This window comes from Streptococcus sanguinis, from assembly GCF_900635155.1.
Classification (GTDB): Bacteria; Bacillota; Bacilli; order Lactobacillales; family Streptococcaceae; genus Streptococcus; species Streptococcus sanguinis_G.
In genome coordinates this window covers 319,076-341,827 of the sequence record NZ_LR134002.1, presented here as the reverse complement: position 1 = coordinate 341,827, position 22,752 = coordinate 319,076, and the positions used below count along the sequence as shown (strand labels likewise).

Here is a 22,752-nt window from a genome sequence, read left to right as displayed (position 1 = left end):
ACGGAAAGCTCTTGTTTGTTTTAAATTTATTCTGGATAGGATGCTGCCAGCTCGTTCTTTAGATATTCTGCCAGATGCTGATGAGCAAAAATTCCTGCTTTTTCTTCTGCTGTCGGATTATAGTTGGTATTGGTGTTCACATCATAGACATAGATCTGACCTGCCTCCGACTCTACCCACTCAATAGCCGCCACATCAATACCAGCCTGAGCTAGAAATGTCTCATAAGCCTGTCTTTGACTAGCAGGCAGCGGCTCCGTGATTTGAAACTTATCCGAGGTCTCTAGCTGATCAGGCCTTTGTCCAATCTGACACCCATCTGCCGGACAAAGCTGAAAGCCATCTGATGAATCAATGGACACAGTATAAAGAAACTTCTGGTTGATAAACTCCGAACGACGAATGCGACCATCCGCAGGCTTGATATAGGCCTGAAGCAGAGTGATTCCATCCACAGAAGGCTCAAAAGCAGGACTGTCTACATAGGCTTCTAACTCTTCCTCACTATTGAAGAGCTGCACTCCCAAACCTTTCCCAGCCCGATTATGCTTGGTAATCAAGGGATAAATATTAAGCTTTCTAGCTGCCTCAAGAATATTCTCCTGTCCCAAAACGGCTACTGTCTCTGGATAAGCAATTCCAACCTCAGAAAGCTTCAAATACTGTTTAATTTTGCTAATTTCCAGATTAATAGCTCCGCTTCCGTTGATGACCTTGCGACCGTGAGCTTCCAGCCAAGTTAGAACCTGCTCTGTAAATTCTGGTGCATAGCGGTGTCCACGCGTATGAGAAGAAGCAGACATCCGATTGTAGAAAATTCCTGTTGGGGGCGGACTCTGCAGATCTAAGATCCCACTTGACAAATCCCACAGTTCATAAGGCACCTTGTCTTTCTCTAGCCATTTGACCAAGTGCTGGGTCCACTCCAAATTTTCATGAATAACATAAACTTTTGCTTGACTCATAATTCTTCTCTCCTTTAGGAATATCGAACAGCCAGCTTACTGCTTTTCGATTCTTCTACTACATTGACTTCCGTTTTTTCAATGACACTGACAGCCAAGACCTGACCTAGAACATTGAGGGCAGTACGACCAGCATTGACAAAGAAATCAACTGCAAAAATCAAAGCAACTCCTTCCACCGGCAGGCCTAGCTGAGGTGCAGCTGCCAGCAAGACAACAATCGCTCCAGAAGGCACTGTTGCAGCTGTTTTACCAATCAAAGTCAAAAGCAAAACAGTAAAGAAAAGTCCTGATACAGAAAAAGCAATCCCATAAGCATGGGCAATAAAAACAGTTGCTACAGAGAAGTAGACAGCAGCCCCTTCAAGATTAAAAGTATAACCCAAAGGCACAACCAAATCTATGACATGCTCATCATGCCCCTGCTTCTTTAAATCTTTCAACAGTGGCGGAAGGACAACACTGGAACTGCCAGAGACAAAAGCCAAAGTCAGAAGACTCCAAATCCGTTGCAAGCTTGTCAGATAAGGAATTCTGAAAGCAAAAGCAATCAAAGGAAAAATCACTAAAGCTAGCACCGCATAAGCCAGATAAGTCCCTGCTACAAATTGCCCCAAACCGACCAACTTGTCAACTCCTGTCGTAGCCACATCCTTAGCAATAAAACCAAAAATACCAATCGGAGACAGCTTCACAATCACACCGACAATTTTATAAATAGCCTCAATCCAAATCTGCAGCAGCTCAACAGCTTTCTGAGTCTTTTCTTCCTTGAGACTTCCAAGCCCAAATCCTAAAAATATAGCAAAAACAATAATAGGAAGAAGAGCTCCTTCTGAAAGCGACTTGACAATATTAGAGGGAATGAAGCTAAGCAAAAACTCATCCAGCTGAATACTTTTGGCAAGCCCGTCAATGCTTGCTCCCTCCTGACCGATATTGACTCCTTGGCCAAAGCCCAGATAATAAGATGCAAAGACAAAAATAAAGGTAATCGCCGTCGTGACCCCAAAGAAATAGAGCAGACTCTTTGTCAAGAGCTTTCCAAAAGATTTCTTGCCGATCACACCAGCAACAGCTACGACCACAATCGGAAAGACCAGCGGAATAATCACCATATTAATCAAACTGATAAAAGCTTGACCCAAAAACTGGTAAAAAGCCGAAAACTGTGGCCAGATAAGAGCAACAAGAACACCCAAAATTAAAGCAATCAAGAGTTGCAAGCCCAGAGAAACCTTTGACCATAAAGAAACGATTTTCATTCCAAACTCCTTTAGTCTATTTTGATAGCTATTTTACTATGATTGCCCCTATCTGGCTAATATATATTTTCTATGAAAGCAATAGAAGAATTTTATAGGTGAGTTGAATAGCGTAAAAAAGCCATCCAAGAAATGACTCCTGAATGTCTATTAGTTTTATCCCTATAGAATGATTCCTCTAACGAAGCATATATTATTAAAACTTTTCAAATTCCAATTAGTCAAATAATCTACCTTTTATTCTAATATCGGATCCTAAATACATATCATCTATATTTACTGTATTATCATCATCAATCGGTATATCCACTCCCCAACCCGATTCTTCAATATTATTGATACGCCCAAAAACATTAATGTAATACTCGGGATTTGTAAGACCGCCATCACTCCATTGCGTCTCTTCCCAATCAATCTGAACTGATTCAACTTTTGGATTTTGAGCTTTCACATAATCTATAATTTCTTGTTCATGCTGTTTGAGATAAGCGAGCTGTTTTTGCTTGATGGCTTCTTTATCATCTTTGATAGCCTTTTTTGAGGAAGCAACTTTCTTATCTTGTTTATTGTTTTCTTTTTGAGCCATGGCACATCCTCCTATGCTTGCTAGTGCTACGATTTATGCGACGGTTGCAAGTATGATTTTCGTTCGTTTTTTCATAACGTCTCCTTAAATTTTTTGATACCACACTAATTTTCTAAAACAGTTGGTAACATCCATACTAATTTTTCAGTCACTCAAAACTCAATATTACACATCTAGTGTACTATATAAATTTTTAAAAATCTATAAATTACTAAATCTATGAACCACACCCGCAAAGCTGTTGGTTTATTTTTCTTGTACCTTGGAGAGCGAGAGAGGCTGAAAACCACATAACTACTTTTCTATCTTCAATATCTTTGCCCCCTCTTCATTACACCTAATAGATCTCTGCTAACATTACTTCAATTTCTATCAAAGAAGTTGTTCTAAAAGCTTTAAAAAAAAGAGATAAACAAAATCATTAAATTGACTCTTTTAATTTCTTATATGATATAATTATTTAAAAAATCATATTAGTGAGAAATATTATGTCAAAGAAAAAAGGCACGAGAAAGAGAAAATCATCTACTGCAAAATACATCTTCGTAAGCGGAGCTTTAATTTTAGCCTCTACAGTTCTTCTGCCTAGAGTATTGAAAAAAACTAGAAATTATGTATATAAAAAACAAGTAACACTAACCAATCATCTAAAAACTAGTTTTGATGGGAAGGACACGTTAGTTAAAAAATCTGACTATAACAAAGGTAGAAGATAATGCAAATCAATACAGATAATATTGCGCAGCAATGTCTCAACGCGATTAATGATAAAATTAATAATTTAAAAAGATTAAACATCATCGTCATTGGCAAATCAGGTGTTGGCAAAAGCACACTAATTAACAGTTTGTTTAGAGGGAATTTTGCTGATACTGGATTGGGTAGACCGATTACTCAGGAAATTCGCAAAATTGAAAAAAACGGGTATCCTTTGGCTATTTACGATACACCTGGCTTTGAATTATCATATACCCAACAGGAGAGTGTCAAAGATGAAGTGATTAAACTAATTAACGACGGTTACGCTTCTAATGACATCAACGAGGTCATTCACTGTATTTGGTACTGTATTAATGTCGGTTCAAACCGTACTTTCGATAGTTCGGAAGTGGAATGGCTCAGAGAGTTTTCCGAGAAGAATAAACAGTCTAAGGTCCCAATCATCGTTGTCCTTACTCAATCTGTACCTAAGAAGAAAGCATTAGAAATGAAAGCTCATGTTGAGCAGGAGAACTTAGACGTCTGTAAAGTTGTGCCTATTCTAGCTCAGGATATGGATTTTGACGAGGAATATGTCGCTAAAGCTTTTGGATTAGATACTTTGATTGATGTAATGTCTGAGGTCTTGCCAACTGAACTGCAGGATACACTGCAAAACATCCAAAAAGTATCTCTGGAATCTAAAAAAAAACATGCTAGGGCAGTCATTGCGACTGCAGTAGCAGCAAGTTTTGGTGAAGGTTTCGCACCAGTTCCATTTGCGGATGCCTTCATGCTCGTGCCGACCCAGATAAGCATGATTACTGGCATTACTGTAATTTTTGGGCTTGATATAAATAAAACCTTTCTAACCGCCTTTGTATCCTCAACTTTAGGATCTGGGGGAGCAACATTCCTTGGAAAAACAATTGTTTCTAATATACTCAAATTTATTCCCGGAGTAGGAACGGCAGTTGGTGGAACAATTTCCGGTACTACCGCTGGATTAATTACAACAGCTTTGGGCGAGGCTTACCTATTTTTAATGGAACAAATATTTAAAGGAGAAATAAGCAAAGAAGCGCTAGTTACTCCTGCCGGACAAAAACAAATGACAAAACTCTTTAGAGAACAATTATCTAAAAAAAGATAATACACCAAGATTTTGAATCTTGGTGTATTTTTAGGTTAAATGACTTTTTACATCAAAAAAGACATCCAAGAGCAAACTCTTGAATATCTGTAAAGGTTGATAACTCCATCAGTCCTATCAACAAACTGGGAATGATGATGTTATTGATTCGTTATCTCAAATACTGCTGTATGCACCCACTCATTATTAATCTGTAAATCATTTTCTATGATCCTAATAAAAGTGAAACCATTTTTCAAAAGCACTCTCTTAGAGGACAGATTATCCGTTGCTGTTCCCGCAATGATTCTATTTAAACCATAAGTATGAAATGCCTTGTCTAAAACGAGTTTAACCGCTTCGCTTGCATAGCCTAAATTAGTAACATTTTCTCCAATCCTATATCCAAGTTCTGCTATTTTTCTATCACTACCTAAAACACTTAAATTGATTCTTCCGACCATAACGTCTTGCACATCTCTAATAATATGCATGTAGGCGTCATGATTATCTTGTTCCATTAACAATTCCCTTGTAATTTCCTTAAAACCTTCTGGATCAAAATAGTTACCTGGTCTAGGAGGTAAATTTCGCTCAAAATACTCTTGATTTTCTTTTTCAAAAGTTTATACATCTATACTATTTTCTTCAGACATCAACTCTAAACTTATCATTGCAAAACATCTCCCATCATTATCTACATTCAAATTTTCTCATCTTTACACAAAGTGAAATTTACAGAATTTAAACCAATACTTTTGTTTTGTCATATCTTTTCTACATTATAACACAAAAGAATATTCAAGATTAAGGTAAAACTAAGGTGGATTTTGAGGTGAATTTTTCAAAAAAAATGGAAAAAGCACCCATGAGGTAAACTCTTGAGTGTTTTGAAGCGTTGATAGTATCGTATTGATTAACGTTTTGAGGCAACTGACTCTGTCAGTTTGCAGCCACATTTGTAAGCGACTAAAGTCGCAACAACTTTGTCAATTTCACCAATTTAGTATAGAAATATAAAAAAGAACACCAAGAAAGGTGCTCTTTGTAAGTATAGTAATTCTTTCGAATTAACGTTTACTAAATTGTGATGCTTTACGAGCTTTCTTAAGACCTGGCTTGGAAAGTATGGGTTTCAGTTGGACTAAAAACAGCGTAATATCAAGGCTGTTCAAAACGATATCTACTGATTAATTTCATAAAATTTGAATCAATATTTTTTAAATAGGGGAATTTCTTAACGCATAACTTTCAATCCTATCCTCTTCCTTCTTATCCTAATAAAGTTTGTAATATTGGAATAACAACGATAAATAGAACCGTACTTAGAGTCACTACATTCGTAGAGAATTCCACATCTCCTTTTCCTTGATTAGCAATGATTGGGAGAACAGCCAGAGCTGGTGTAGCGGACTGAATCATAAAGGTCTTAAATTCTACTGTTGCCATATTTGGGGAAAAGAACTTCAATACAAGAAGCATGATTAGAGGAGCTAGGATAAAGCGTCCAACTAAAGTGACAATTGTATCTTTATCAAAACGAATAGACTTAAGACCAGCCTTAGCTAGAACAATACCAATGTATATAAGTGATAAAGGTGTGGTGAGACTTCCAATATAAGTCAGTGTGCTATCAGCAAAACTTGGGACAGGAAGACGGAGCACTAAAAATACGAGGGCTACGAGAAATCCCAATAAAGGTGCTGGGAAGAGCTTCTTCCAATTGAATTTTTGAGCTTGCTTTGAAGCCCCTTCTTTGCTATCCGAGGTCATTAGATAGACACCTAATGTCCAAGTAGATACCGTATTTGTAATATAATACACCAAGAAGTAGGGAAGAGCTTGATTTCCAAACAGAGCTATGTTTAAAGGCAAACCAATAAAAATGGTATTGGCATTAACAAAGGTATTAATCATGGTTCCTTGACGGCCTGGGCGCACTTTAAAAAGTTTCACTGCTATAAAGGCCATTAGGTAACCGAGAATGAAGGCGATAAACGTATACAATAAACCGCCAGACAGGCTAATCAATTTATCTAAAGTTAAATATTTAAGGACAGAGGTAAAAATTGCCACTGGCATGGCCATATTCATAATGAGTTTAGATAAATCATTTCCAAAACTCTCTTGAAACCAACCACGGACTTGTAAGAAGTAACCTAGAATGATAATGACGATAATAGGTACAATACTCTGAATTGAAGTTAAAAAGATTCCCATAGTCTCCCTTTCTACATGATATAGCGTATATTTAAAGGTGTACGGAACATCCAGTCATACTCGTACACCCTATTTCCATTCACTTATTTATACGTTGGATACCATTTCAAATCACGCACTGCTTTGGCCATATCTGTTTCCTTGGCGCGTGCAAGACCTTGCTCTTGCGCTTTTTTAGCGACTGCTTCCGCTACTTTAATAGAAACATCTGCTACATACTTGAATGGTGGCAAGACAGGAGCTCCTGGTCGGCCTGGATTGATAATACCACTCAACGAATGAGCCGCTGCTCCAATCATTTCATCTGTCAAAAGACTTGCTTCAGAAGCTAACATACCTAGACCAAGACCTGGGTAAATCAAGGCATTATTGGCTTGACCAATCACATAGTCTACACCTTTATAAGAGACCGTGTCAGCAGGAATTCCTGTTGCGACAAAAGCTTTGCCATCTGACCATTCGATCAAATCTTTGGCGCTTGCTTCGGCCAGCTTGGTTGGATTTGATAATGGGAAGATCATTGGACGTTCAGTATTTTCGCACATAGCTTCTACTATTTCTTTAGTGAAGGTATTAGGTTGAGTTGAAGTTCCTACAAGAATGGTTGGCTTCACAGTCTTCACTACTTCAAGCAGGTCAGTCAACTTGTCTGCGTTACTAAAGTCGGCACGTTTCTTAGCAAACGGTTTTTGTTCAGGAGTCAGGTCATCCATGTCATCAAAGAGAAGACCTTGTTTATCAACCATAAAGAAACGTTTATAGGCTTCTTCTTCAGAAAGACCTTCACTCACCATTTCACGAAGAACACGAGAGGCAATTCCTGCACCCGCAGTACCACCACCATAGCAGAGATAAACTTGATCTGTTAATTTTTCACCACTAATATCCAGTGAACCAAAGATTCCACCTAAGGTAACGATTCCTGTACCTTGAATATCATCATTAAAGGTTGGAATTTGTTTCCGGTATTTTTCAAGAATATTGGCAGCATTCAAGCGGCCGAAGTCTTCCCAGTGAAGGTAGAGTTTAGGAAAGAGACGTTCTGCTGTTTGAACAAATTGGTCAACGAAGTCGTAGTAACGATCTCCGCGAACCCGTTCGTGACGATTCCCTAAGTAATTAGGATTGTTACGAAGTTCTTCACGGTTAGTCCCTGCATCAATAACTAAAGGAAGGACCATAGAAGGATCGATTCCAGCAGCACCCGTGTAGACCATCAATTTTCCAACAGAAATATCGACACCATTTGTTCCCCAGTCACCGATTCCAAGAATTCCTTCTGCATCTGTTACAACAATGAGACGAATCTCGCAATCCCCAGCAGCATTTTTCAAAGTGGCTTCAATATTTTCAGGATGATTAATATCAAGATACCCCGCATATTGCGGATCTACAAAGAGGTCACTGTAGCCTTCAATGGTATCTGCAATGGTTGGGTCATATACAATTGGATTGAATTCTTCCAAATGTTGAGAAAAGAGATAATAGAAGAGAGTACGGTTGGTATTAAAAATTTCCATTAGGAAAAGACGTTTTTCCAAATCATTTACTTTTGTTTGCATTTGCTCATAAGTTTGTGTCGCTTGTTCTTCAATGGTTTGAACATAAGGTGGCAATAAACCAATAAGACCTAGTTCCTTCCGTTCCTCTAAGGTAAAGGCAGTCCCTTTATTAAGGAAAGGGTTGTTTAAAATATCATGTGCAGTCATAGTGCAACCTCCTTTTTGATAATATTATACCACTTAATATGTATTTTTAGGCGAACTTTGTTATTTAAAAAATACAATCGTTAGTGTATATGTTATAATGAGTCTAGAAGTAAAGCGTTATTGAAAACTCTTTATTCTGTAGATTATTACTCAAAGCACCATTTTGTGATTCTTTAACCTCTTTATGTTATAAATTTCTATACTCATAAGATTTTCGGTAATCGCTCTTTACCATCGGACAAATAAAGCCATACTAAAATATAAATCCATAAGGCAAATTACAATAGATAAATATCATTTAAGTTTTTTATACAATACTTCGTATTTTTTAAGGTGTTTTTTTGTCATACAAAACTTGTATTCTATTTATATGACAACTAAAAACTATTTACAACAATATATTTCCAAAAAAGTGAAATATTTTCGAACACAAAACAAAATGAGCCAGGAAGAACTTTCGGAACAAGCGGGACTTGGGCTTAAGTATATCAACCAACTCGAAAACCAAAATGTGAATCTGACCATTCACAGTCTTGAAAAAGTGATTGACGCCCTAGAGATGACCCCAGAGGAATTTTTCAATTTTGATAGCCTTGAATCAACCTCTGATAAGACTGACAATCTTTCACTCAAAAGAATCAACATGAAGATTAAACAGCTCCCTATTGATAAACGAGAAAAGATCTTGGTCATTTTTGAAAGTATCTTAGATAATCTTTAATATCCCTGACTCACTTACATTTTAACCAGAGAATACTCGTATAGTCAAATTGTAGGATACGGATAAAATTTATTTATCTGGTAATTTCCACTTATTTTCCTTCTCCAACTATTGAAAGTGAGCCCATATGAATTTAAAAGATCTACAATATTTTTATGACCTCTGCCAGCTTCAATCCTATACGGAAGTGGCAAAACAACACAATGTCAGCCAACCATCTATTTCTTATGCCATCAAGCGCTTAGAGGACTCCTTTAATTGCAAATTGATTCACCATGATCCCTCACATCGCTCCTTTAAATTAACTAATCAAGGACAAATCCTTCTGAAGCATACAGAACTGATTTTACCTGAGGTCATTTCTACTCACAAAGAAATTAATCGCTCTTTGGCGCATTACTCTACTGTAGGATTCCCTCCTATTATCATTCAGTATCTTTTCTCTGTCTTACATAAAGAAACTGAATTTGATTTTTTAAAAAAGGTACGTCCTATTCGCGGTGGCTCCGTGGAGTTATTAAACCTTCTCCTCAAGGGAGACCTTGATGCAAGCCTACTTGGTTTGATTGAACCACTCAATCATTCTTCAATAGAGACGCATGAACTATTTCATAAAGAATTGTATGTCGTTTTATCTAAGAACCATCCTCTTGCTACTGCTTCTTCCCTCACTTTTGAAGATTTAGTAGATCAATCCTTCATCCTTTTAGATGAACACTTTGTCCACCTGAAAGCTTTTGAACTACTTAATCAGAAGTATCAAAACAGGGCAGAAATATTTTTTAAGAGTGACGACATTGTCATTCTTAAAGAACTTTTAAAGAAAGGGATTGGAGTTAGTTTACTAGCTGATATCGCCCTTTCTGATGAAGATGATGATTTAATAAAAATCCCTCTAATACCGGAGGACCAAATCACATTTACAGTTTATTACGCTTACCTTAAATCAGCTACACCGTCATCAGAAGTAGAGGACTTATTTAATCTAATTAAATCATATGAATAGAAAAAACTCTAACTATCAACTACCTGATAGCTAGAGTTTTTTACATTATAGGTATTAGACTAAAGTACGAAGAAATAGGATATTATCAACGAATCTTTTCATTTACCTGATACCATTCAACGAGATTCCCAATTATAAATCTACAAAGTGTCGATAAAAAAGAACACCCTGAAAGGTGCTCTTTGTATGTATTGTAATTCTCTCGAATTAACGTTTACTAAATTGTGATGCTTTACGAGCTTTCTTAAGACCTGGTTGAAAAAACTATTATTTGAATAACTTTCAATATGTGCTTAAAATCAATGCTTTCCGACATTCTCAGAAAAAACAATTTCATCAAATTTGAATAACTTTCTTTTGATTGGTGTGAAATTTACCCTAAAAATATACGAATTGAGCTAGATTTTACCGAAAAGTTCACACAATTATTTAAATCTATATTAGTTAATAGTCATTATATTTGATTAGTAGTTTTTTTATACCCTCTATAACTACTTTAATTCATTTAGATTATCAGTATATTAAACTACATATTAAAAAGTAATTATAAAATAAAAGAAAGTTCTTTAGCAATATACCCAAAAGATTTTCCAGACGCTCTTAATTTAATATATTCTATTTTTATTTCTTGTCTTTTCATTTATCCGATTTTTTTCTATTCTTTTTTTATATTCATCTAGCATTTTAAACCCTCTCTCAAAAGCAAAGAAACCAAATCCTAAAGAAAACGGCCCTCCTACTATTTCCAAAACTTTTGTCCATTTTTTCCCCAAACATTCATAGTTATATGCTAATATTCCGATAACAATAACTATAATAAATAAAAAGCATGCCCCCCAATCTGCGATTTCAAAAATTGAATTTTTTTCTATTCTACTTTTTTTACTCATAATCTTTATTACCTTTTCTTTTTTGTTTTTTCTGCTTTCTCTAATACTAATTTCCAAAAATAGAGATATTTCAGTTAAGTTGTTGTAAATGTTTTTACTTAACATTTTTCTTTGTTCCGTGTTCTATAAAATCTTGTAAATTAGTTTCACTTACGCGCCAATATTTACCATTCTTTACAGCTTTTAAATCGCAGTTTTGACCTATTTTTTAAAAGTATTAAAATAGTAGTTATTAATGATAGTTACTCAACCATTTTCCATTTTTTATAAATTGCAGACTTTGGTAAGTCTGAAGTTAAATCCGTATTCAGATGTAGATGACCTCCTGCATCTGAAAATACTCCACCAACCCTAGTCAATTCTCGAATATCTTCAATAGAGACTATTACTGTTTCGAATGATGATATATTCCCTTTTGTAAAACTATAAGCAATACAAGGATTTAGCAATCCAGGATAAGATTCTACAAAGTGTATCAACTTAGTTAAAGCTTTCCCATTTGCTTTAAAAGTGGGACTTTCATTTGAAGAAAATTGTTTACTTACACAATAAATTAATAATGGTGTAAATTTTGCTAAAAATCATCAAAAAAACACCCCATGGTGTGAACCATGAAGTGTTGTAAATGCTGTATTGTAGCTGGTTCTTAACGTTTTGAGAATTGTGATGCTTTACGAGCTTTCTTAAGACCTGGTTTCTTACGTTCTACCATACGGGCATCACGAGTAAGAAGTCCTGCGCGTTTCAATGAATCGCGGAAGTCTGGGTCTACTTGAAGAAGGGCACGAGCGATACCGTGACGGATCGCACCTGATTGACCAGCGTAGCCACCACCATCAACGTTTACGAAAACGTCGTATTGACCAACAGTTGAAGTAACTGCGAATGGTTGGTTGATAACCAAGCGAAGGTCAGCGTGTGGGATGTACTCTTCAACATCTTTTTTGTTTACAGTGATTTTACCAGTTCCTGGAACAAGGCGAACGCGTGCAACAGCGTTTTTACGACGTCCAGTACCTGCATATTGTGCTTGTGACATAGCTTATTTGTTCCTTTCCTTAGATAAGTCCTGAAATATCAAGAACTTCTGGTTGTTGTGCAGCGTGAGTGTGCTCAGAGCCTACAAATACTTTCAGCTTCATACCTTGAGCGCGGCCAAGAGTATTGTGCGGAAGCATACCTTTAACTGATTTTTCGATCAAACGAACAGCGTTCTTAGAGCGAAGCTCACCTGCTGAGATTTGTTTCAATCCACCTGGGTACATAGAGTGAGTGTAGTAGATCTTATCAGTCGCTTTTTTACCAGTCAATTTTACTTTTTCAGCGTTGATAACGATTACGAAGTCACCTGTATCAGTGTGTGGTGTAAAGGTTGGTTTGTTTTTTCCGCGAAGTACGCTTGCTACAACAGCAGAAAGGCGTCCAAGAGGGACATCAGTAGCGTCCACTACATACCATTTGCGTTCAACTTCACCTGGCTTAGCCATGTATGTTGTTTTGTTCATGATTTCTCCTATGAATATCGTTTTTGTTTACAGGGCGGATGTTCCGGTCCGCGAGTTATTTGAAAGGTTCCGGGGCCTTACAAATGGGGTAAACAATACCGCCTACTATCATATCAAAAATAGTAGGCAAAAGCAATAGATTTGAAGCAATTATTTATGAAATAGCGATTTCATGTTTTCTTAGTCTTGAATGTCTTGGGCAATACTGAAGAGTCCCAAAGTTCCAGGACCAGTATGGCTAGAAATGACAGGTCCCAGAGGCATGAGGAGGACTTCCTCCACTTGGTCGCTTTCCAGCAGCTGGGCTTTTAGACTCTCAGCAATCTCTTTGGCACCTGCATAGGCGATGACCACCCGTGGGTCAGCAACTCCCTCCAGAGTCATGCGGACTACTTCGGCCTGTGCCTTCTTCTTACCGCGAACCTTAGCGACCGAGTCCAGAGTCCCATCTACCTTGACAGCGATAATCGGCTTGATATTAACTAAGCTCCCCATAAGCGCAGCAGTTTTGGAAATCCGACCTCCCCGCATGAGGTGATTGAGATCATCAACCAGAAAATATGTCTTAACCTTAGGCACCAAGCTCTCAATCAAGTCTGCTGTCTGCTCCAAGCTCTGACCTGCGGCTCTAGCTTCTGCCGCCTTCATGACTAAAAGTCCTTCACCCATAGAAGCTGCCTTGGTATCAATGATACGAATCAGTGCATCTGGAAAATCTTCCATGACGATTTCTCGCGCCATAACTGCACTCTGATAAGTACCAGACAAGGCCGAAGCAAAGGCTACATAGAGAACTGGCATTCCTTCCTTAGCATAGTCGCGAAAGACATCTTCAAACTGGCCGACATTGATCTGGCTGGTAGTCGGCTTGCTGCCGGACTCCATCTTATCCAGAAGTTCTTGGCTGGTCAGCTTGCCTGCGCCAACTGTCTCATAGGTTTGACCATCCAGCTGAATGGTCAGGCCTAGGACCTGCACATCATTTTCCTGGGTCCAGTTTTCTGGCAGGTCTGCTGTTGAATCGGTTAAAATTTTAAAGGTCATCTTTTTTCTCCATCATTTTTTGTAAATCGCGCAAAGATTGGCTGTCCATCGGTCGCAAGGGTGGTCTTTGCAGGTTGATTTGTCCGCTCAGTTTATTGAGGTCTGATTTGGTAACAGACACTCGCTTCTCTAGCTCTCTAGCGGACACTCTCAAAGCCCCTTGGGCGAAGACAGTCCACTGCTCATTGAGATCGCTGGTCGCAACCGACACCTGATTTTTGGGTGTATTAAGTTCAGCTGCCATGCGCTCGATATAGTCATCCGCCGTTTCCTCTTCCTCGGTGAAAACGACCGTCACATTAAACTCCTCATAGGTCTGCCGAACTCCCGGCATATACTGGGCATCAAAGACGCAGATAACTTCCAATCCTTCAAAGCTGGCATAATTACTGAGCTTCTGGAGCAGAATCGTTCGCGCGGCATCTAGTTCTCCGCGGTTAAAGTAAGGACGAGTCTCCCGCCAAAAGGCCGTCATATTGTAGCCGTCCACCAGTAAGATTTTTCTTTTCATAGGCGATTGCGAAAGACTTCATACATGAGAATAGCCGCTGCGACACTGGCATTGAGGCTCTGGACATGGCCATTCATAGGAATGGAAATCATCTCGTCCACCTGCTTTTTAATATTGCTTGAAATCCCCTTACCTTCGTTACCGATGATGAGGGCCAGCTTGCCTGCTGTATTCCACTTATGAGAAGGCGTCCCCTGCATATCTGTACCGAAAATCCAGAAACCAGCTTCCTTGAGCTTGTCCAGTGTCTGGCTGAGGTTGGTCACACGGGCAATGGGAATATGCTCAATGGCACCCGTTGAGGTCTTGGCAACGACTGGTGTCACACCGACTGCCCGGTGCTTGGGAATGATGACTCCAGCCACATTGGTCGCGTCAGCCGTCCGCAAGATAGAGCCCAGATTATGCGGGTCAGTCAGCCCGTCCAAAATCAACAAGAGAGGATTGTCTTCCTGCTCTGCTTTTTTCAACAGCACCTCGAAGTCAGTATAGGCGAACTCCGCCACCCGCAGAACAAAGCCCTGATGAACAGCTCCGTCAGTCATTTCCTGCAAATTCTTCTTAGGCGTCCATGAGATGGAGACCTTTTTTTCCGCTGCTAAATCTTTGATTTTATCGACCTTTTTACCACGCAGGTCGTCTTGAATATAGAGTTTATTTCCAGTGTTAGCTGCGAGAGCCTCTGTCACCGCATGCACACCGTAGACAATATCGTTTTTTTCCATAGGACTAGTATAACACAAAGGCGAAAAAATGGCGGCAGGATTTACTCGGGCGAGACAGAATTCTGCTCTGATAAAAAGCAATCAGCAGTCCCTAAGATTCCCCGCTAGTCATGCTATAATAGAAAGAAGTCTAAAAAAGGAAACTCTTACTCATGTCTCTCCTCCAACGCACCATCAAGCTGGTATTAGCTACCTGTCTCGCTGCTTGGCTGGCTGACTTTTTAGGTCTGGCCTACTCAACTTCAGCTGGAATTATTGCTATCCTCAGCGTGACTGATACCCGCCGCAGCACTGCAAAGCTAGCTGGCAATCGCTTTTTATCTACCCTGCTGGCTCTGGCTATCGGAAGTCTGGCCTTTCACTTCCTAGGTTTTCATCTCGGAGCATTGGCCATCTATATCGCAATCTATGTGCCTCTGGCCTTTCGTCTAGGCTGGGAAATCGGCATCACACCCAGCACCGTCCTGGTCACCCATCTGCTCTTAGAAAAATCCACTTCCTGGTCTCTGCTTGGAAATGAGCTAGCTCTATTTCTTATTGGAACTGGCTTTGCTCTCCTAGCCAATCTCTATATGCCCTCGCGCCAGCAAGAAATTGACAGCTACCACGAGCAAGTGGAAGAACAGCTGAAAAAGATTTTGCTGCGCTTTGAATATTTCTTAAAAGCTGGAGACGGCCGAAATGATGCAGCTCTAATCAAGGATCTGGACAAGATTCTGCAGCAGGCCTTGCAGCTGGTCTATCTTGACCACTCCAACCACCTCTTTCACCAGACCAACTACCATATCCACTATTTTGAAATGCGGCAGGCCCAAAACCACATCCTGCAAGACATGGCCAGCAATATCAACCACTGCCATCTAGCAGCCAGTGAAAGCTTGATTTTAGCCCGCCTCTTCTCCCAAACCGCTAAGCAACTGAGCCAAAAAAATCCCGCCCTAGACCTCTTGGACGAGATTGACAACTATTTGACCGTATTTCGTGAGAGGCCTCTCCCTAAGACCCGCCAGGAATTTGAAACCCGCGCCATGCTCCTGCAGCTCCTGCGAGACTTGGAAACCTTTATTAGAATTAAGGTGGAATTTTACGAAAATTACCAAAAGGTGCAAGCAAATTAGCTCTGCGCTATTTCCAATAAATAATAAAAGGAGTTGAAAAATCTTCAACTCTTTTTCTCATTAATCAAAAGCGATCGCTCATTCTTTTAAGTGATAAGAATAGCTTGCAACCACAACATCCTCATACCATTTCAGATAGTATTTCAATTTCAAGCTCATCTGGTTATGCAGGACATTTTGCCATCTCTTTTTAGGTATAAACTGAGGTACTAGGACCGTCACTGTTTGGCCTTCTTTTTTGGCTCGCTTGGCCACCTTAATCACATACTGGACTGTGGGACTGATGATATTGCGGTAGCTAGTCGTGACTGTCTCAAAGCGAATATCTGGGAAGTAGTCAGCAAACTCCTCGGCGACTTCGGCATCCTTTTCAGCAGTCTCCGCTGTTGAAACGTGCATTGCTACGACTTCATCCCCGATACTGCGAGCATAGCTCATCGCACCAACACTGACTCGGGTGACATTCCCGACTAGGACAATTACTGTATTGCCAGTGTAGTTCTGACGCTCGATGTGATCCTGCAATCTCAGCTGTTTTGCAACTCTATTATAGTGCTGTTTAATAGATAAGAACAGCCAAGTCAAGACGATGATAATAGGGAAGAAGGGCCAGATATCTCTGAGACGAAATAAGAGCAAAATAAGAACAATCCCGTAGCAAATGATCGCACCAAGGATATTTGCAATCGAATGACCCAAGAAATTATTTCCATATTTTTTCTTCCAATGGACAACCATACCAGTCTGTGAGAGAGCAAAGGGTACGAATACACCAATGGTGTACAGGGGAATCAAGCGCTCTGTATTTCCCTCAAAGATACACAAAAGAGCAATCGCTCCAAACGCCAAAGTGAAAATGCCATTAGAATAGCTCAGACGATCTCCTTTTTCCATGTACATATGTGGCATATATTTGTTCTTAGCCATATTATAGGAGAGCATAGGAAAGGCTGAGAAGCCTGTATTGGCTGCCACTGCTAAGATCAAAGCTGTTGACAATTGGAAAGCATAGAACAAGATGCGACCAAGGGGAGAGTTTCCCAAAATCGCTTGTGCCATCTGAGCCAATATCGTTACACCTTTGACAGGCACGATGCCAATCCAATAATTCAAGAAGGTAATGCCCGCAAACATGATTCCTAGGATTAAAGCCATAATCGATAAGGTGGTTGCAGCATTATGAGCCTTCGGTTTCTTGAAAAAGGGGACCGAATTGGAAATAGCTTCCACTCCTGTCAAGGAAGCAGAGCCGCTGGTGAAGGCACGGAGCAATAAGATCAAACTCACTCCAGTAATCGGCGTACCAATCTGCGCGGTTGCATGATAGTCTAGGTTTCCTGTCAGGATTTGCACAAAACCAAAAGCAATCAATAGCAAGGTGCTGACAATAAAAAGATAGACAGGAATCATCAAGGAAGTAGCCGACTCTTTTAGTCCTCGAAGATTCATTAGCATCAACAAGAGAACTAAGAAAATGGAAATATGTAAATTGTAAGGATGTAAAATGGGAATTGCAGAGGTAATCGCATCCGCTCCAGAAGCGACCGAAACAGCCACTGTCAACATGTAGTCTACCAATAAACTTCCGCCGGCAATCAAACCTGCCGTTGGAGATAGATTTTCTGTCGTCACCATATAGGCTCCACCTCCTTGAGGGTAAGCATGGATAACCTGACGATAGGAAACCGTTAAGCTCGCTAGTAGCACCAATACGACAATTCCTATGGGAAGCGACCACCAAATGGCGCCAATAGAAACAGAAGTTAAGACCAAAACAACCTGTTCTGGTCCATAAGCAATAGAAGATAAGGCGTCACTGGAGAGCATAGCCAAGGCTTGCATCTTGGTCAATAAATGACCATCCTCTCCTTCTTTACCGGATTTTAATGGGCGCCCAATAAAAAATCCTTTTAACTTGGAAAACATAAGTTCCTCCTTTAAAAACATGAGCCATTCTACTCCTTTTCAGAAAACATGTCAACACTTTTCTGAAAATAAGTTTTTAGAAATTTCAATCTCCCGCTTTTTACTAAAATGTTTGACGAACGCTATCTCAGTAGATATCAACTTCATTCCCCAATCTTACTAGCAAAAATTAAGTTGAAGTCTGGGTGCTCATAGCCTTAACTCAAGCATCTATTGAATGCTTTCCCACAATCGAGCAGAATACCATGCATGATTTAACTAGCAGGTCAGGAACCACGAAAACGGAGATGAGCTAATCCCGAGCAAGGTAGCTGGAAAGAACTCAAACAATATATTTAAAGTTTTAAACACACTCTTCTACAAAATTTACCTGTTTTCTGGAGACATCGTGCTTGTGTATATGGGAATTACCAAGCCAATATACGTATCAAAAAACGGCTCTATAATTCCTACAATGGTTTTACCCACTACAGAAATTATAGAGCCCTTCTTACTATCTGTAATTTATATATTTATAAGGAAACTTTACTCAGATGATGGTTTCGTGAAATTTATAGTAGGTAAAACAACCGCATTTTCATTATCCAATGATGTGATTATAGATACAACGCTTCGTACATAAGGAAAAAGAATAGCTACTCCATTTACGCTCAAGAACTCTTCGGCACGTTCTATATCATGAACAGTAAAAAATCCTGACAATTCTATTATCAATTTCCTGTTATTATTCTCATCATTTACTGTTGTTTTTATAATTAATTGTGCATTTTTTCTATCTTCTGTCAACAAAGACTTAACTTGTAACTTCCCCTTATCTTTGTCTTCACTTAACCCTTCTTCATATACAGAATAATCAATACTATTAATTCTATATCCTTCAAATTCGATAGGTACCCGTTCCATTATTAATCCCTTCATTTTCTATTACTATGCGGCCAAACCAGTATTATGATCTCTCATTTCACAATGTGTCTCAAATTCAGTAACTTGAACAAATTCCGCTTCTAATTTACGATGATTAATTTGGATAGAATTTTCGTACTCCAGAACAGAACCCCCAAGCTCAACAAATGATTTATCAAAAGTATAATCTTGACCAGTGGATGTTTTAAATGTAAGATTTTTTTCAAAACATTCAATTTCTTCATACTGCTCCTCAGAGTATTCCTTAATAAGGCCATCAACGTACTCTTCCGTTATTAAGTCATCCAAGAAGCTTTTATAAGCCTCTTTATCTATAATTTTACTCAATTTTATCATCTTTACCTCTCCACTACATCAACGAGACCGTCTTTAATACCTGATTGTCTCTAATACAATATTCAAAACCATTTGCAACATATGAACGATTTGATCCTTTTATTTGCGAAACAGTCATTGCTCTAACCAATATAGCATGTTGCGAAGTGCTTTGCGCATTGATAACATCCTTAATAAAATGTTCAACAAGCGCCCCTTCTAAGGAAGACTGATTATCATTACGAAAAACTTTTTCTAAATCTTGATAATTAGGCTGAGAAACTATTCTCTCCTTATATTCTAAAAAATAGTCAAGTGTTTCTTCATCAGTTAAATCAAGAACGCACTTTTCCTGATTATCATCCAATACCAAAGAAACGGTCAATATACAAGAACCCTCTACCAATATTTTTTCTTTTCTATATAATTCTGTAAGAACTTTTGAAGAAAAAAAATAGGAACCATAGCCTAAGCTTCCGGGCTTCTTTTTAACCCTAGAAACCATTCTTGGGTTTGCACCTTCTCTTTTTACCAATGGAAATCGAATTTCTGGCTTAGGACAAAATCCTTCATCCTTTATTTTATCAGCATTCACTTTATTTGTTGCATGATACAAAAGATACTTCATATATACTCCTAGCTAAATATAATTTTAGCGTAAAAAAACTTTTTTTACAAGTAGTACACCGTTAAGATTTAAAAATTTGCTAAATATTAAAACTTTCATAGTAATTTTTAAAAAATTTAGCATAGGAAAATTTAGAAATTATTCTTCAATCCCAATTCCTTTGGATTCAAATAAATCACGTACTTCTTTAGAAAATGGAAAGATCGTTCCGTCGATGGTTTTTAAATTCGAAAACTGTGATAGCTCTTTTTCACTCACATTTTCCAAATCAAATTGATCATCTTCACCATCCCATAAAGGGATTAATTGCGCATAGATATCATTGCCTCCATCAAAGAAGAGACTTTCCACATTCTGCGCATACTCTTTAGGTATTTCCAACTGTTTGAAATAAGTCTCTACTTCAGGAATTGGTGTCTCATCAAAGTCTTCTGGATCTACAGATAATTTCTCAGATTAACAAAAACTGTAAACGTTAAATCGTGGCTCAAGCACGTTTTGTTCATACATTAACTCCTGAATAATAGCCAACTTGAAATTAAAATTATCAAATTGTAAGAAATCACTCATAAATTAGTTCCTTTCAGAATCAGAACGAAGCCTCTATCTTCCGAATACACCAACCAATCAACTCTTCCAGTCGCTCAATAGATTCAGTCATATGCAGATAGCCCATGACTGCCTCAAAGCCGGTTGACATACGGTATGTGACGATGTCCGTATTCTTAGCCTTGGTGTGGCTGTTGGCATTGCGGCCACGCTTGTAAATATCCTCTTCCTTTTCCGTCAGAATCCCTTCTTCCAGCATGAGAGAGATAAGATTGGCCTGAGCCTTGGCAGAAACGTACTTGGTTGCTTCCCTGTGCAGCTGATTTGGCTTGGTCAGACCTTGAAAAATCAGGTGACGCCGGATATACATGGAGTAGACAGCATCTCCCTCAAAGGCGAGGGCAATGCCGTTAATCAGGTTGACATCAGTCACGTGTCCACCTCACTCCGTCCTTAGTATCCAAAAGCTTGATGCCCTGAGCGGCCAGTTCATCCCGAATACGGTCTGCAGTCGCAAAGTCCCGATTAGCACGCGCTTCTTGGCGTTCCTCAATCAAGCGCTCAATGTCCGCATCCAAGACTTCTTCTACAAAGACGATACCAAAAACTTCTAAGAGCTTGGCAAAGGCTGCCTTAACTTCAGCGGTGTAGTTGCCAGAGTTGATCCACTTGGCTAACTCGAAGACAACCGTGATACCGTTAGCCGCATTGAAATCTTCGTCCATAGCAGCGGTGAACTTGTCTAGAAAGGCTTGAAGCTGAGCCGAATCTGCCTGACCAGTAAATGGCTGCTCATAGGTGTTCTTCAAATACTTGAGATTAGTCGCTGCATCATGAACTGCTTTTTCCGTGAAATTAATCGGCTTGCGATAATGCTGGGTCGCAAAGAAGAAACGCAGCACCTGACCATCAATGGTCTTGAGGGCATCATGAACGGTGATAAAATTGCCTAGAGATTTGGACATCTTGACGTCGTCGATGTTGACAAAGCCATTGTGCATCCAGTAGTTGGCAAAAGTCTGACCAGTCTTGGCTTCTGACTGAGCGATTTCATTGGTATGGTGAGGAAACTCTAGGTCCGCCCCGCCACCGTGGATATCAATGGTATCACCTAAAATCTCCGTCGACATGACCGAACACTCGATGTGCCAGCCTGGACGACCTGCTCCCCAAGGACTATCCCAGGAAATCTCGCCCGGCTTGGCTGCCTTCCAGAGGGCAAAGTCCACTGGATTTTCTTTGCGAGCGGTCTCTTCATCTGTCCGACCAGAAGCTCCTAGCTCCAAGTCTGCCAAGGTTTTGTTAGCTAGTTTGGCATAATTGTGAGACTTTTCGACTCGGAAGTAGACATCGCCTTCTGACTCATAGGCGTAGCCCTTGTCCACCAAAGTCTGCACAAAGTCAATAATTGCCTCCATAAAGTCAATCACGCGCGGATGCTGAGTAGCCGACTTGACTCCTAAGGCCGTCACATCCTCATGAAAAGCTGCGATATACTTGTCAGCCACTTCTTTGGGAGTAATGCCCTCTTTCTTAGCTCGATGGATAATCTTATCATCTACATCTGTAAAATTGGAAATATAGTTGACCTCAAATCCCCGATACTCAAAATAGCGACGAACCGTGTCAAAAGCTACTGTTGAGCGGGCATTGCCGACATGGATATAGTTATAAACCGTCGGACCGCAGACATACATGCGAACCTTGCCCTCTTCAATGGGCACAAATTCACGTAGGCTGCGGGTCATGGTGTCGTAAATTTTAATCATGCGGTCCACTCCCTTCTCTATTTCTGACTTTTTCGGCTGAAAACCAGCTCTGCAAAAGGGCCAAATTGTCTGAGGCTATCCAGTTGGTAAAAGCGCTGCCCTTCCTCTTGGGTAAAGAGGGGAACCCCCTTTCCTAGGATAAGGGGCGCTATCTGAATAATGAGGTGGTCGAAAAGATCCGCATCCATGAGCGGTCCTACCAAGGAATTACCACCAATCACAAAGACATTTTTGCCTTTGTCAATCTGGTGAATAAAGTCCACCACATCCCCAGCTACTGGCTGGTAATTGCTGACAGGCAGGTGCCTATCATGCGTAAAGACATAGTTTTCCGTAGCTTGATAAAAACTTTCTACATCTTGCAAATCTTGGATTTCCTCAAAGGTCCGCTTGCCCATGATGGTGATATCCATTTGCCTGTAAAAGTCATCATAGCCTGTATCCTCTACAGAACCAAGCTGATGCAGCCAGTCTATCCTGTGCTGGCTGTCTGCCAAGTAGCCATCCATGGTGATACAGCCGTAAAAATATACTGCCATTCTTGT

At 39.5% G+C, this 22,752-nt stretch carries 23 protein-coding genes and 2 pseudogenes; 5 read left to right on the top strand and 20 right to left on the bottom strand.

The genetic code is table 11. The annotated features are described in order from the left end of the window. Positions 1 to 26: 26 nt before the first annotated feature. The 3 genes from ELZ47_RS11850 to ELZ47_RS01760 form a co-directional block, all read right to left on the bottom strand. Positions 27 to 965, bottom strand: coding sequence for an ATP-grasp domain-containing protein (locus ELZ47_RS11850; RefSeq protein WP_002893738.1), 939 nt, complete (start codon positions 963 to 965; stop codon positions 27 to 29). A gap of 14 nt (positions 966 to 979) precedes the next feature. Then, the gene (locus ELZ47_RS01765; protein WP_126435095.1) at positions 980 to 2,230 is read right to left on the bottom strand and encodes a dicarboxylate/amino acid:cation symporter; all 1,251 of its coding nucleotides are present in this window, start codon (positions 2,228 to 2,230) and stop codon (positions 980 to 982) included. A gap of 217 nt (positions 2,231 to 2,447) precedes the next feature. Further along, a complete protein-coding gene (locus ELZ47_RS01760; protein WP_126435093.1) occupies positions 2,448 to 2,816 on the bottom strand; it encodes a hypothetical protein in 369 nt (122 codons plus the stop codon). Between the two features lie 488 nt (positions 2,817 to 3,304). On the opposite strand from ELZ47_RS01760, the gene ELZ47_RS01755 reads away from it, so the two are divergent. Both ELZ47_RS01755 and ELZ47_RS01750 read left to right on the top strand, forming a co-directional pair. Then, a complete protein-coding gene (locus tag ELZ47_RS01755; protein ID WP_126435092.1) occupies positions 3,305 to 3,532 on the top strand; it encodes a hypothetical protein in 228 nt (75 codons plus the stop codon). After that, positions 3,532 to 4,668: a YcjF family protein gene (locus ELZ47_RS01750; RefSeq protein WP_126435090.1), complete on the top strand. Its 1,137-nt coding sequence runs from the start codon at positions 3,532 to 3,534 to the stop codon at positions 4,666 to 4,668. Before ELZ47_RS01755 ends, ELZ47_RS01750 begins: the two co-directional genes overlap by 1 nt. A gap of 140 nt (positions 4,669 to 4,808) precedes the next feature. Here ELZ47_RS01750 and ELZ47_RS01745 read toward each other — a convergent pair. From ELZ47_RS01745 to ELZ47_RS01730, 3 genes and pseudogenes are all read right to left on the bottom strand, one after another. Then, positions 4,809 to 5,321, bottom strand: a pseudogene (locus ELZ47_RS01745) (GNAT family N-acetyltransferase). A 598-nt stretch (positions 5,322 to 5,919) separates the two neighbouring features. After that, positions 5,920 to 6,867 (bottom strand): AEC family transporter, encoded by a 948-nt coding sequence (locus tag ELZ47_RS01735; protein WP_126435088.1) that lies wholly within the window; start codon positions 6,865 to 6,867, stop codon positions 5,920 to 5,922. An 83-nt stretch (positions 6,868 to 6,950) separates the two neighbouring features. Continuing rightward, positions 6,951 to 8,576, bottom strand: a complete 1,626-nt coding sequence (locus ELZ47_RS01730; protein WP_126435087.1) for a malolactic enzyme — start codon at positions 8,574 to 8,576, stop codon at positions 6,951 to 6,953. A 370-nt stretch (positions 8,577 to 8,946) separates the two neighbouring features. Here ELZ47_RS01730 and ELZ47_RS01725 point away from each other — a divergent pair, with 370 nt between their 5' ends. After that, the gene (locus ELZ47_RS01725; protein ID WP_004185387.1) at positions 8,947 to 9,297 is read left to right on the top strand and encodes a helix-turn-helix domain-containing protein; all 351 of its coding nucleotides are present in this window, start codon (positions 8,947 to 8,949) and stop codon (positions 9,295 to 9,297) included. 127 nt (positions 9,298 to 9,424) lie between these two features. Continuing rightward, entirely contained in the window at positions 9,425 to 10,303 is an 879-nt protein-coding gene (locus ELZ47_RS01720) for a LysR family transcriptional regulator (protein WP_126435083.1), read from the top strand. A gap of 605 nt (positions 10,304 to 10,908) precedes the next feature. Here the strand turns inward: ELZ47_RS01720 and ELZ47_RS01715 are convergent. The 6 genes from ELZ47_RS01715 to rlmB all read right to left on the bottom strand — a co-directional run bounded on the left by ELZ47_RS01715 (position 10,909) and on the right by rlmB (position 14,978). Continuing rightward, positions 10,909 to 11,298: a hypothetical protein gene (locus ELZ47_RS01715; RefSeq protein WP_232011365.1), complete on the bottom strand. Its 390-nt coding sequence runs from the start codon at positions 11,296 to 11,298 to the stop codon at positions 10,909 to 10,911. Positions 11,299 to 11,839: 541 nt separating this feature from the next. Next, positions 11,840 to 12,232: a 30S ribosomal protein S9 gene (rpsI, locus tag ELZ47_RS01710; protein WP_002902303.1), complete on the bottom strand. Its 393-nt coding sequence runs from the start codon at positions 12,230 to 12,232 to the stop codon at positions 11,840 to 11,842. Between the two features lie 19 nt (positions 12,233 to 12,251). Beyond that, entirely contained in the window at positions 12,252 to 12,698 is a 447-nt protein-coding gene (gene rplM, locus ELZ47_RS01705) for a 50S ribosomal protein L13 (protein ID WP_002962718.1), read from the bottom strand. Positions 12,699 to 12,878: 180 nt separating this feature from the next. Beyond that, complete coding sequence (locus ELZ47_RS01700; protein WP_126435081.1) at positions 12,879 to 13,742, bottom strand: DegV family protein; 864 nt, start codon at positions 13,740 to 13,742, stop codon at positions 12,879 to 12,881. Further along, positions 13,732 to 14,253, bottom strand: coding sequence for an NYN domain-containing protein (locus tag ELZ47_RS01695; RefSeq protein WP_126435079.1), 522 nt, complete (start codon positions 14,251 to 14,253; stop codon positions 13,732 to 13,734). The genes ELZ47_RS01700 and ELZ47_RS01695 overlap by 11 nt, the downstream gene beginning before the upstream one ends. Beyond that, positions 14,250 to 14,978, bottom strand: coding sequence for a 23S rRNA (guanosine(2251)-2'-O)-methyltransferase RlmB (gene rlmB / locus ELZ47_RS01690; protein ID WP_126435077.1), 729 nt, complete (start codon positions 14,976 to 14,978; stop codon positions 14,250 to 14,252). The genes ELZ47_RS01695 and rlmB overlap by 4 nt, the downstream gene beginning before the upstream one ends. Before the next feature lie 152 nt (positions 14,979 to 15,130). On the opposite strand from rlmB, the gene ELZ47_RS01685 reads away from it, so the two are divergent. After that, the gene (locus tag ELZ47_RS01685; protein ID WP_126435070.1) at positions 15,131 to 16,096 is read left to right on the top strand and encodes an aromatic acid exporter family protein; all 966 of its coding nucleotides are present in this window, start codon (positions 15,131 to 15,133) and stop codon (positions 16,094 to 16,096) included. 78 nt (positions 16,097 to 16,174) lie between these two features. On the opposite strand, the gene ELZ47_RS01680 is transcribed toward ELZ47_RS01685, so the two are convergent. From ELZ47_RS01680 to ELZ47_RS01645, 8 genes and pseudogenes are all read right to left on the bottom strand, one after another. After that, positions 16,175 to 18,022 (bottom strand): APC family permease, encoded by a 1,848-nt coding sequence (locus ELZ47_RS01680; protein ID WP_125332112.1) that lies wholly within the window; start codon positions 18,020 to 18,022, stop codon positions 16,175 to 16,177. Positions 18,023 to 18,547: 525 nt separating this feature from the next. After that, positions 18,548 to 18,925, bottom strand: a complete 378-nt coding sequence (locus tag ELZ47_RS01675) for a protein-export chaperone SecB (protein WP_223323578.1) — start codon at positions 18,923 to 18,925, stop codon at positions 18,548 to 18,550. Positions 18,926 to 18,949: 24 nt separating this feature from the next. After that, positions 18,950 to 19,282 carry a hypothetical protein gene (locus ELZ47_RS01670; RefSeq protein WP_002916470.1) on the bottom strand — a complete coding sequence of 111 codons (333 nt, stop codon included), beginning with the start codon at positions 19,280 to 19,282 and terminating at the stop codon, positions 18,950 to 18,952. A 13-nt stretch (positions 19,283 to 19,295) separates the two neighbouring features. Continuing rightward, positions 19,296 to 19,889, bottom strand: coding sequence for a hypothetical protein (locus ELZ47_RS01665; RefSeq protein WP_126435068.1), 594 nt, complete (start codon positions 19,887 to 19,889; stop codon positions 19,296 to 19,298). Between the two features lie 138 nt (positions 19,890 to 20,027). Continuing rightward, positions 20,028 to 20,459, bottom strand: a pseudogene (locus ELZ47_RS01660) (DUF6892 domain-containing protein). Between the two features lie 19 nt (positions 20,460 to 20,478). Continuing rightward, positions 20,479 to 20,871, bottom strand: coding sequence for a Mini-ribonuclease 3 (locus tag ELZ47_RS01655; RefSeq protein ID WP_062201056.1), 393 nt, complete (start codon positions 20,869 to 20,871; stop codon positions 20,479 to 20,481). Beyond that, positions 20,864 to 22,207 carry a cysteine--tRNA ligase gene (cysS, locus tag ELZ47_RS01650; RefSeq protein ID WP_126435067.1) on the bottom strand — a complete coding sequence of 448 codons (1,344 nt, stop codon included), beginning with the start codon at positions 22,205 to 22,207 and terminating at the stop codon, positions 20,864 to 20,866. The genes ELZ47_RS01655 and cysS overlap by 8 nt, the downstream gene beginning before the upstream one ends. Positions 22,208 to 22,224: 17 nt before the next feature. Further along, positions 22,225 to 22,746: a dihydrofolate reductase family protein gene (locus ELZ47_RS01645; protein ID WP_126435066.1), complete on the bottom strand. Its 522-nt coding sequence runs from the start codon at positions 22,744 to 22,746 to the stop codon at positions 22,225 to 22,227. Positions 22,747 to 22,752 lie beyond the last annotated feature (6 nt).

Bases quoted from the DNA above. Each gene is read 5' to 3' on its own strand.
- ELZ47_RS01695 (WP_126435079.1), bottom strand. From the start codon at position 14,253: ATGAAAAGAAAAATCTTACTGGTGGACGGCTACAATATGACGGCCTTT.
- ELZ47_RS11850 (WP_002893738.1), bottom strand. From the start codon at position 965: ATGAGTCAAGCAAAAGTTTATGTTATTCATGAAAATTTGGAGTGGACC.
- ELZ47_RS01720 (WP_126435083.1), top strand. From the start codon at position 9,425: ATGAATTTAAAAGATCTACAATATTTTTATGACCTCTGCCAGCTTCAA.
- cysS (WP_126435067.1), bottom strand. From the start codon at position 22,207: ATGATTAAAATTTACGACACCATGACCCGCAGCCTACGTGAATTTGTG.
- ELZ47_RS01645 (WP_126435066.1), bottom strand. From the start codon at position 22,746: ATGGCAGTATATTTTTACGGCTGTATCACCATGGATGGCTACTTGGCA.
- ELZ47_RS01665 (WP_126435068.1), bottom strand. From the start codon at position 19,889: ATGAAGTATCTTTTGTATCATGCAACAAATAAAGTGAATGCTGATAAA.
- ELZ47_RS01715 (WP_232011365.1), bottom strand. From the start codon at position 11,298: ATGTTAAGTAAAAACATTTACAACAACTTAACTGAAATATCTCTATTT.
- ELZ47_RS01760 (WP_126435093.1), bottom strand. From the start codon at position 2,816: ATGGCTCAAAAAGAAAACAATAAACAAGATAAGAAAGTTGCTTCCTCA.
- ELZ47_RS01755 (WP_126435092.1), top strand. From the start codon at position 3,305: ATGTCAAAGAAAAAAGGCACGAGAAAGAGAAAATCATCTACTGCAAAA.
- rlmB (WP_126435077.1), bottom strand. From the start codon at position 14,978: ATGGAAAAAAACGATATTGTCTACGGTGTGCATGCGGTGACAGAGGCT.
- ELZ47_RS01680 (WP_125332112.1), bottom strand. From the start codon at position 18,022: ATGTTTTCCAAGTTAAAAGGATTTTTTATTGGGCGCCCATTAAAATCC.
- ELZ47_RS01750 (WP_126435090.1), top strand. From the start codon at position 3,532: ATGCAAATCAATACAGATAATATTGCGCAGCAATGTCTCAACGCGATT.
- ELZ47_RS01700 (WP_126435081.1), bottom strand. From the start codon at position 13,742: ATGACCTTTAAAATTTTAACCGATTCAACAGCAGACCTGCCAGAAAAC.
- ELZ47_RS01765 (WP_126435095.1), bottom strand. From the start codon at position 2,230: ATGAAAATCGTTTCTTTATGGTCAAAGGTTTCTCTGGGCTTGCAACTC.
- ELZ47_RS01675 (WP_223323578.1), bottom strand. From the start codon at position 18,925: ATGGAACGGGTACCTATCGAATTTGAAGGATATAGAATTAATAGTATT.
- ELZ47_RS01730 (WP_126435087.1), bottom strand. From the start codon at position 8,576: ATGACTGCACATGATATTTTAAACAACCCTTTCCTTAATAAAGGGACT.
- ELZ47_RS01670 (WP_002916470.1), bottom strand. From the start codon at position 19,282: ATGATAAAATTGAGTAAAATTATAGATAAAGAGGCTTATAAAAGCTTC.
- ELZ47_RS01735 (WP_126435088.1), bottom strand. From the start codon at position 6,867: ATGGGAATCTTTTTAACTTCAATTCAGAGTATTGTACCTATTATCGTC.
- ELZ47_RS01725 (WP_004185387.1), top strand. From the start codon at position 8,947: ATGACAACTAAAAACTATTTACAACAATATATTTCCAAAAAAGTGAAA.
- rplM (WP_002962718.1), bottom strand. From the start codon at position 12,698: ATGAACAAAACAACATACATGGCTAAGCCAGGTGAAGTTGAACGCAAA.
- ELZ47_RS01685 (WP_126435070.1), top strand. From the start codon at position 15,131: ATGTCTCTCCTCCAACGCACCATCAAGCTGGTATTAGCTACCTGTCTC.
- rpsI (WP_002902303.1), bottom strand. From the start codon at position 12,232: ATGTCACAAGCACAATATGCAGGTACTGGACGTCGTAAAAACGCTGTT.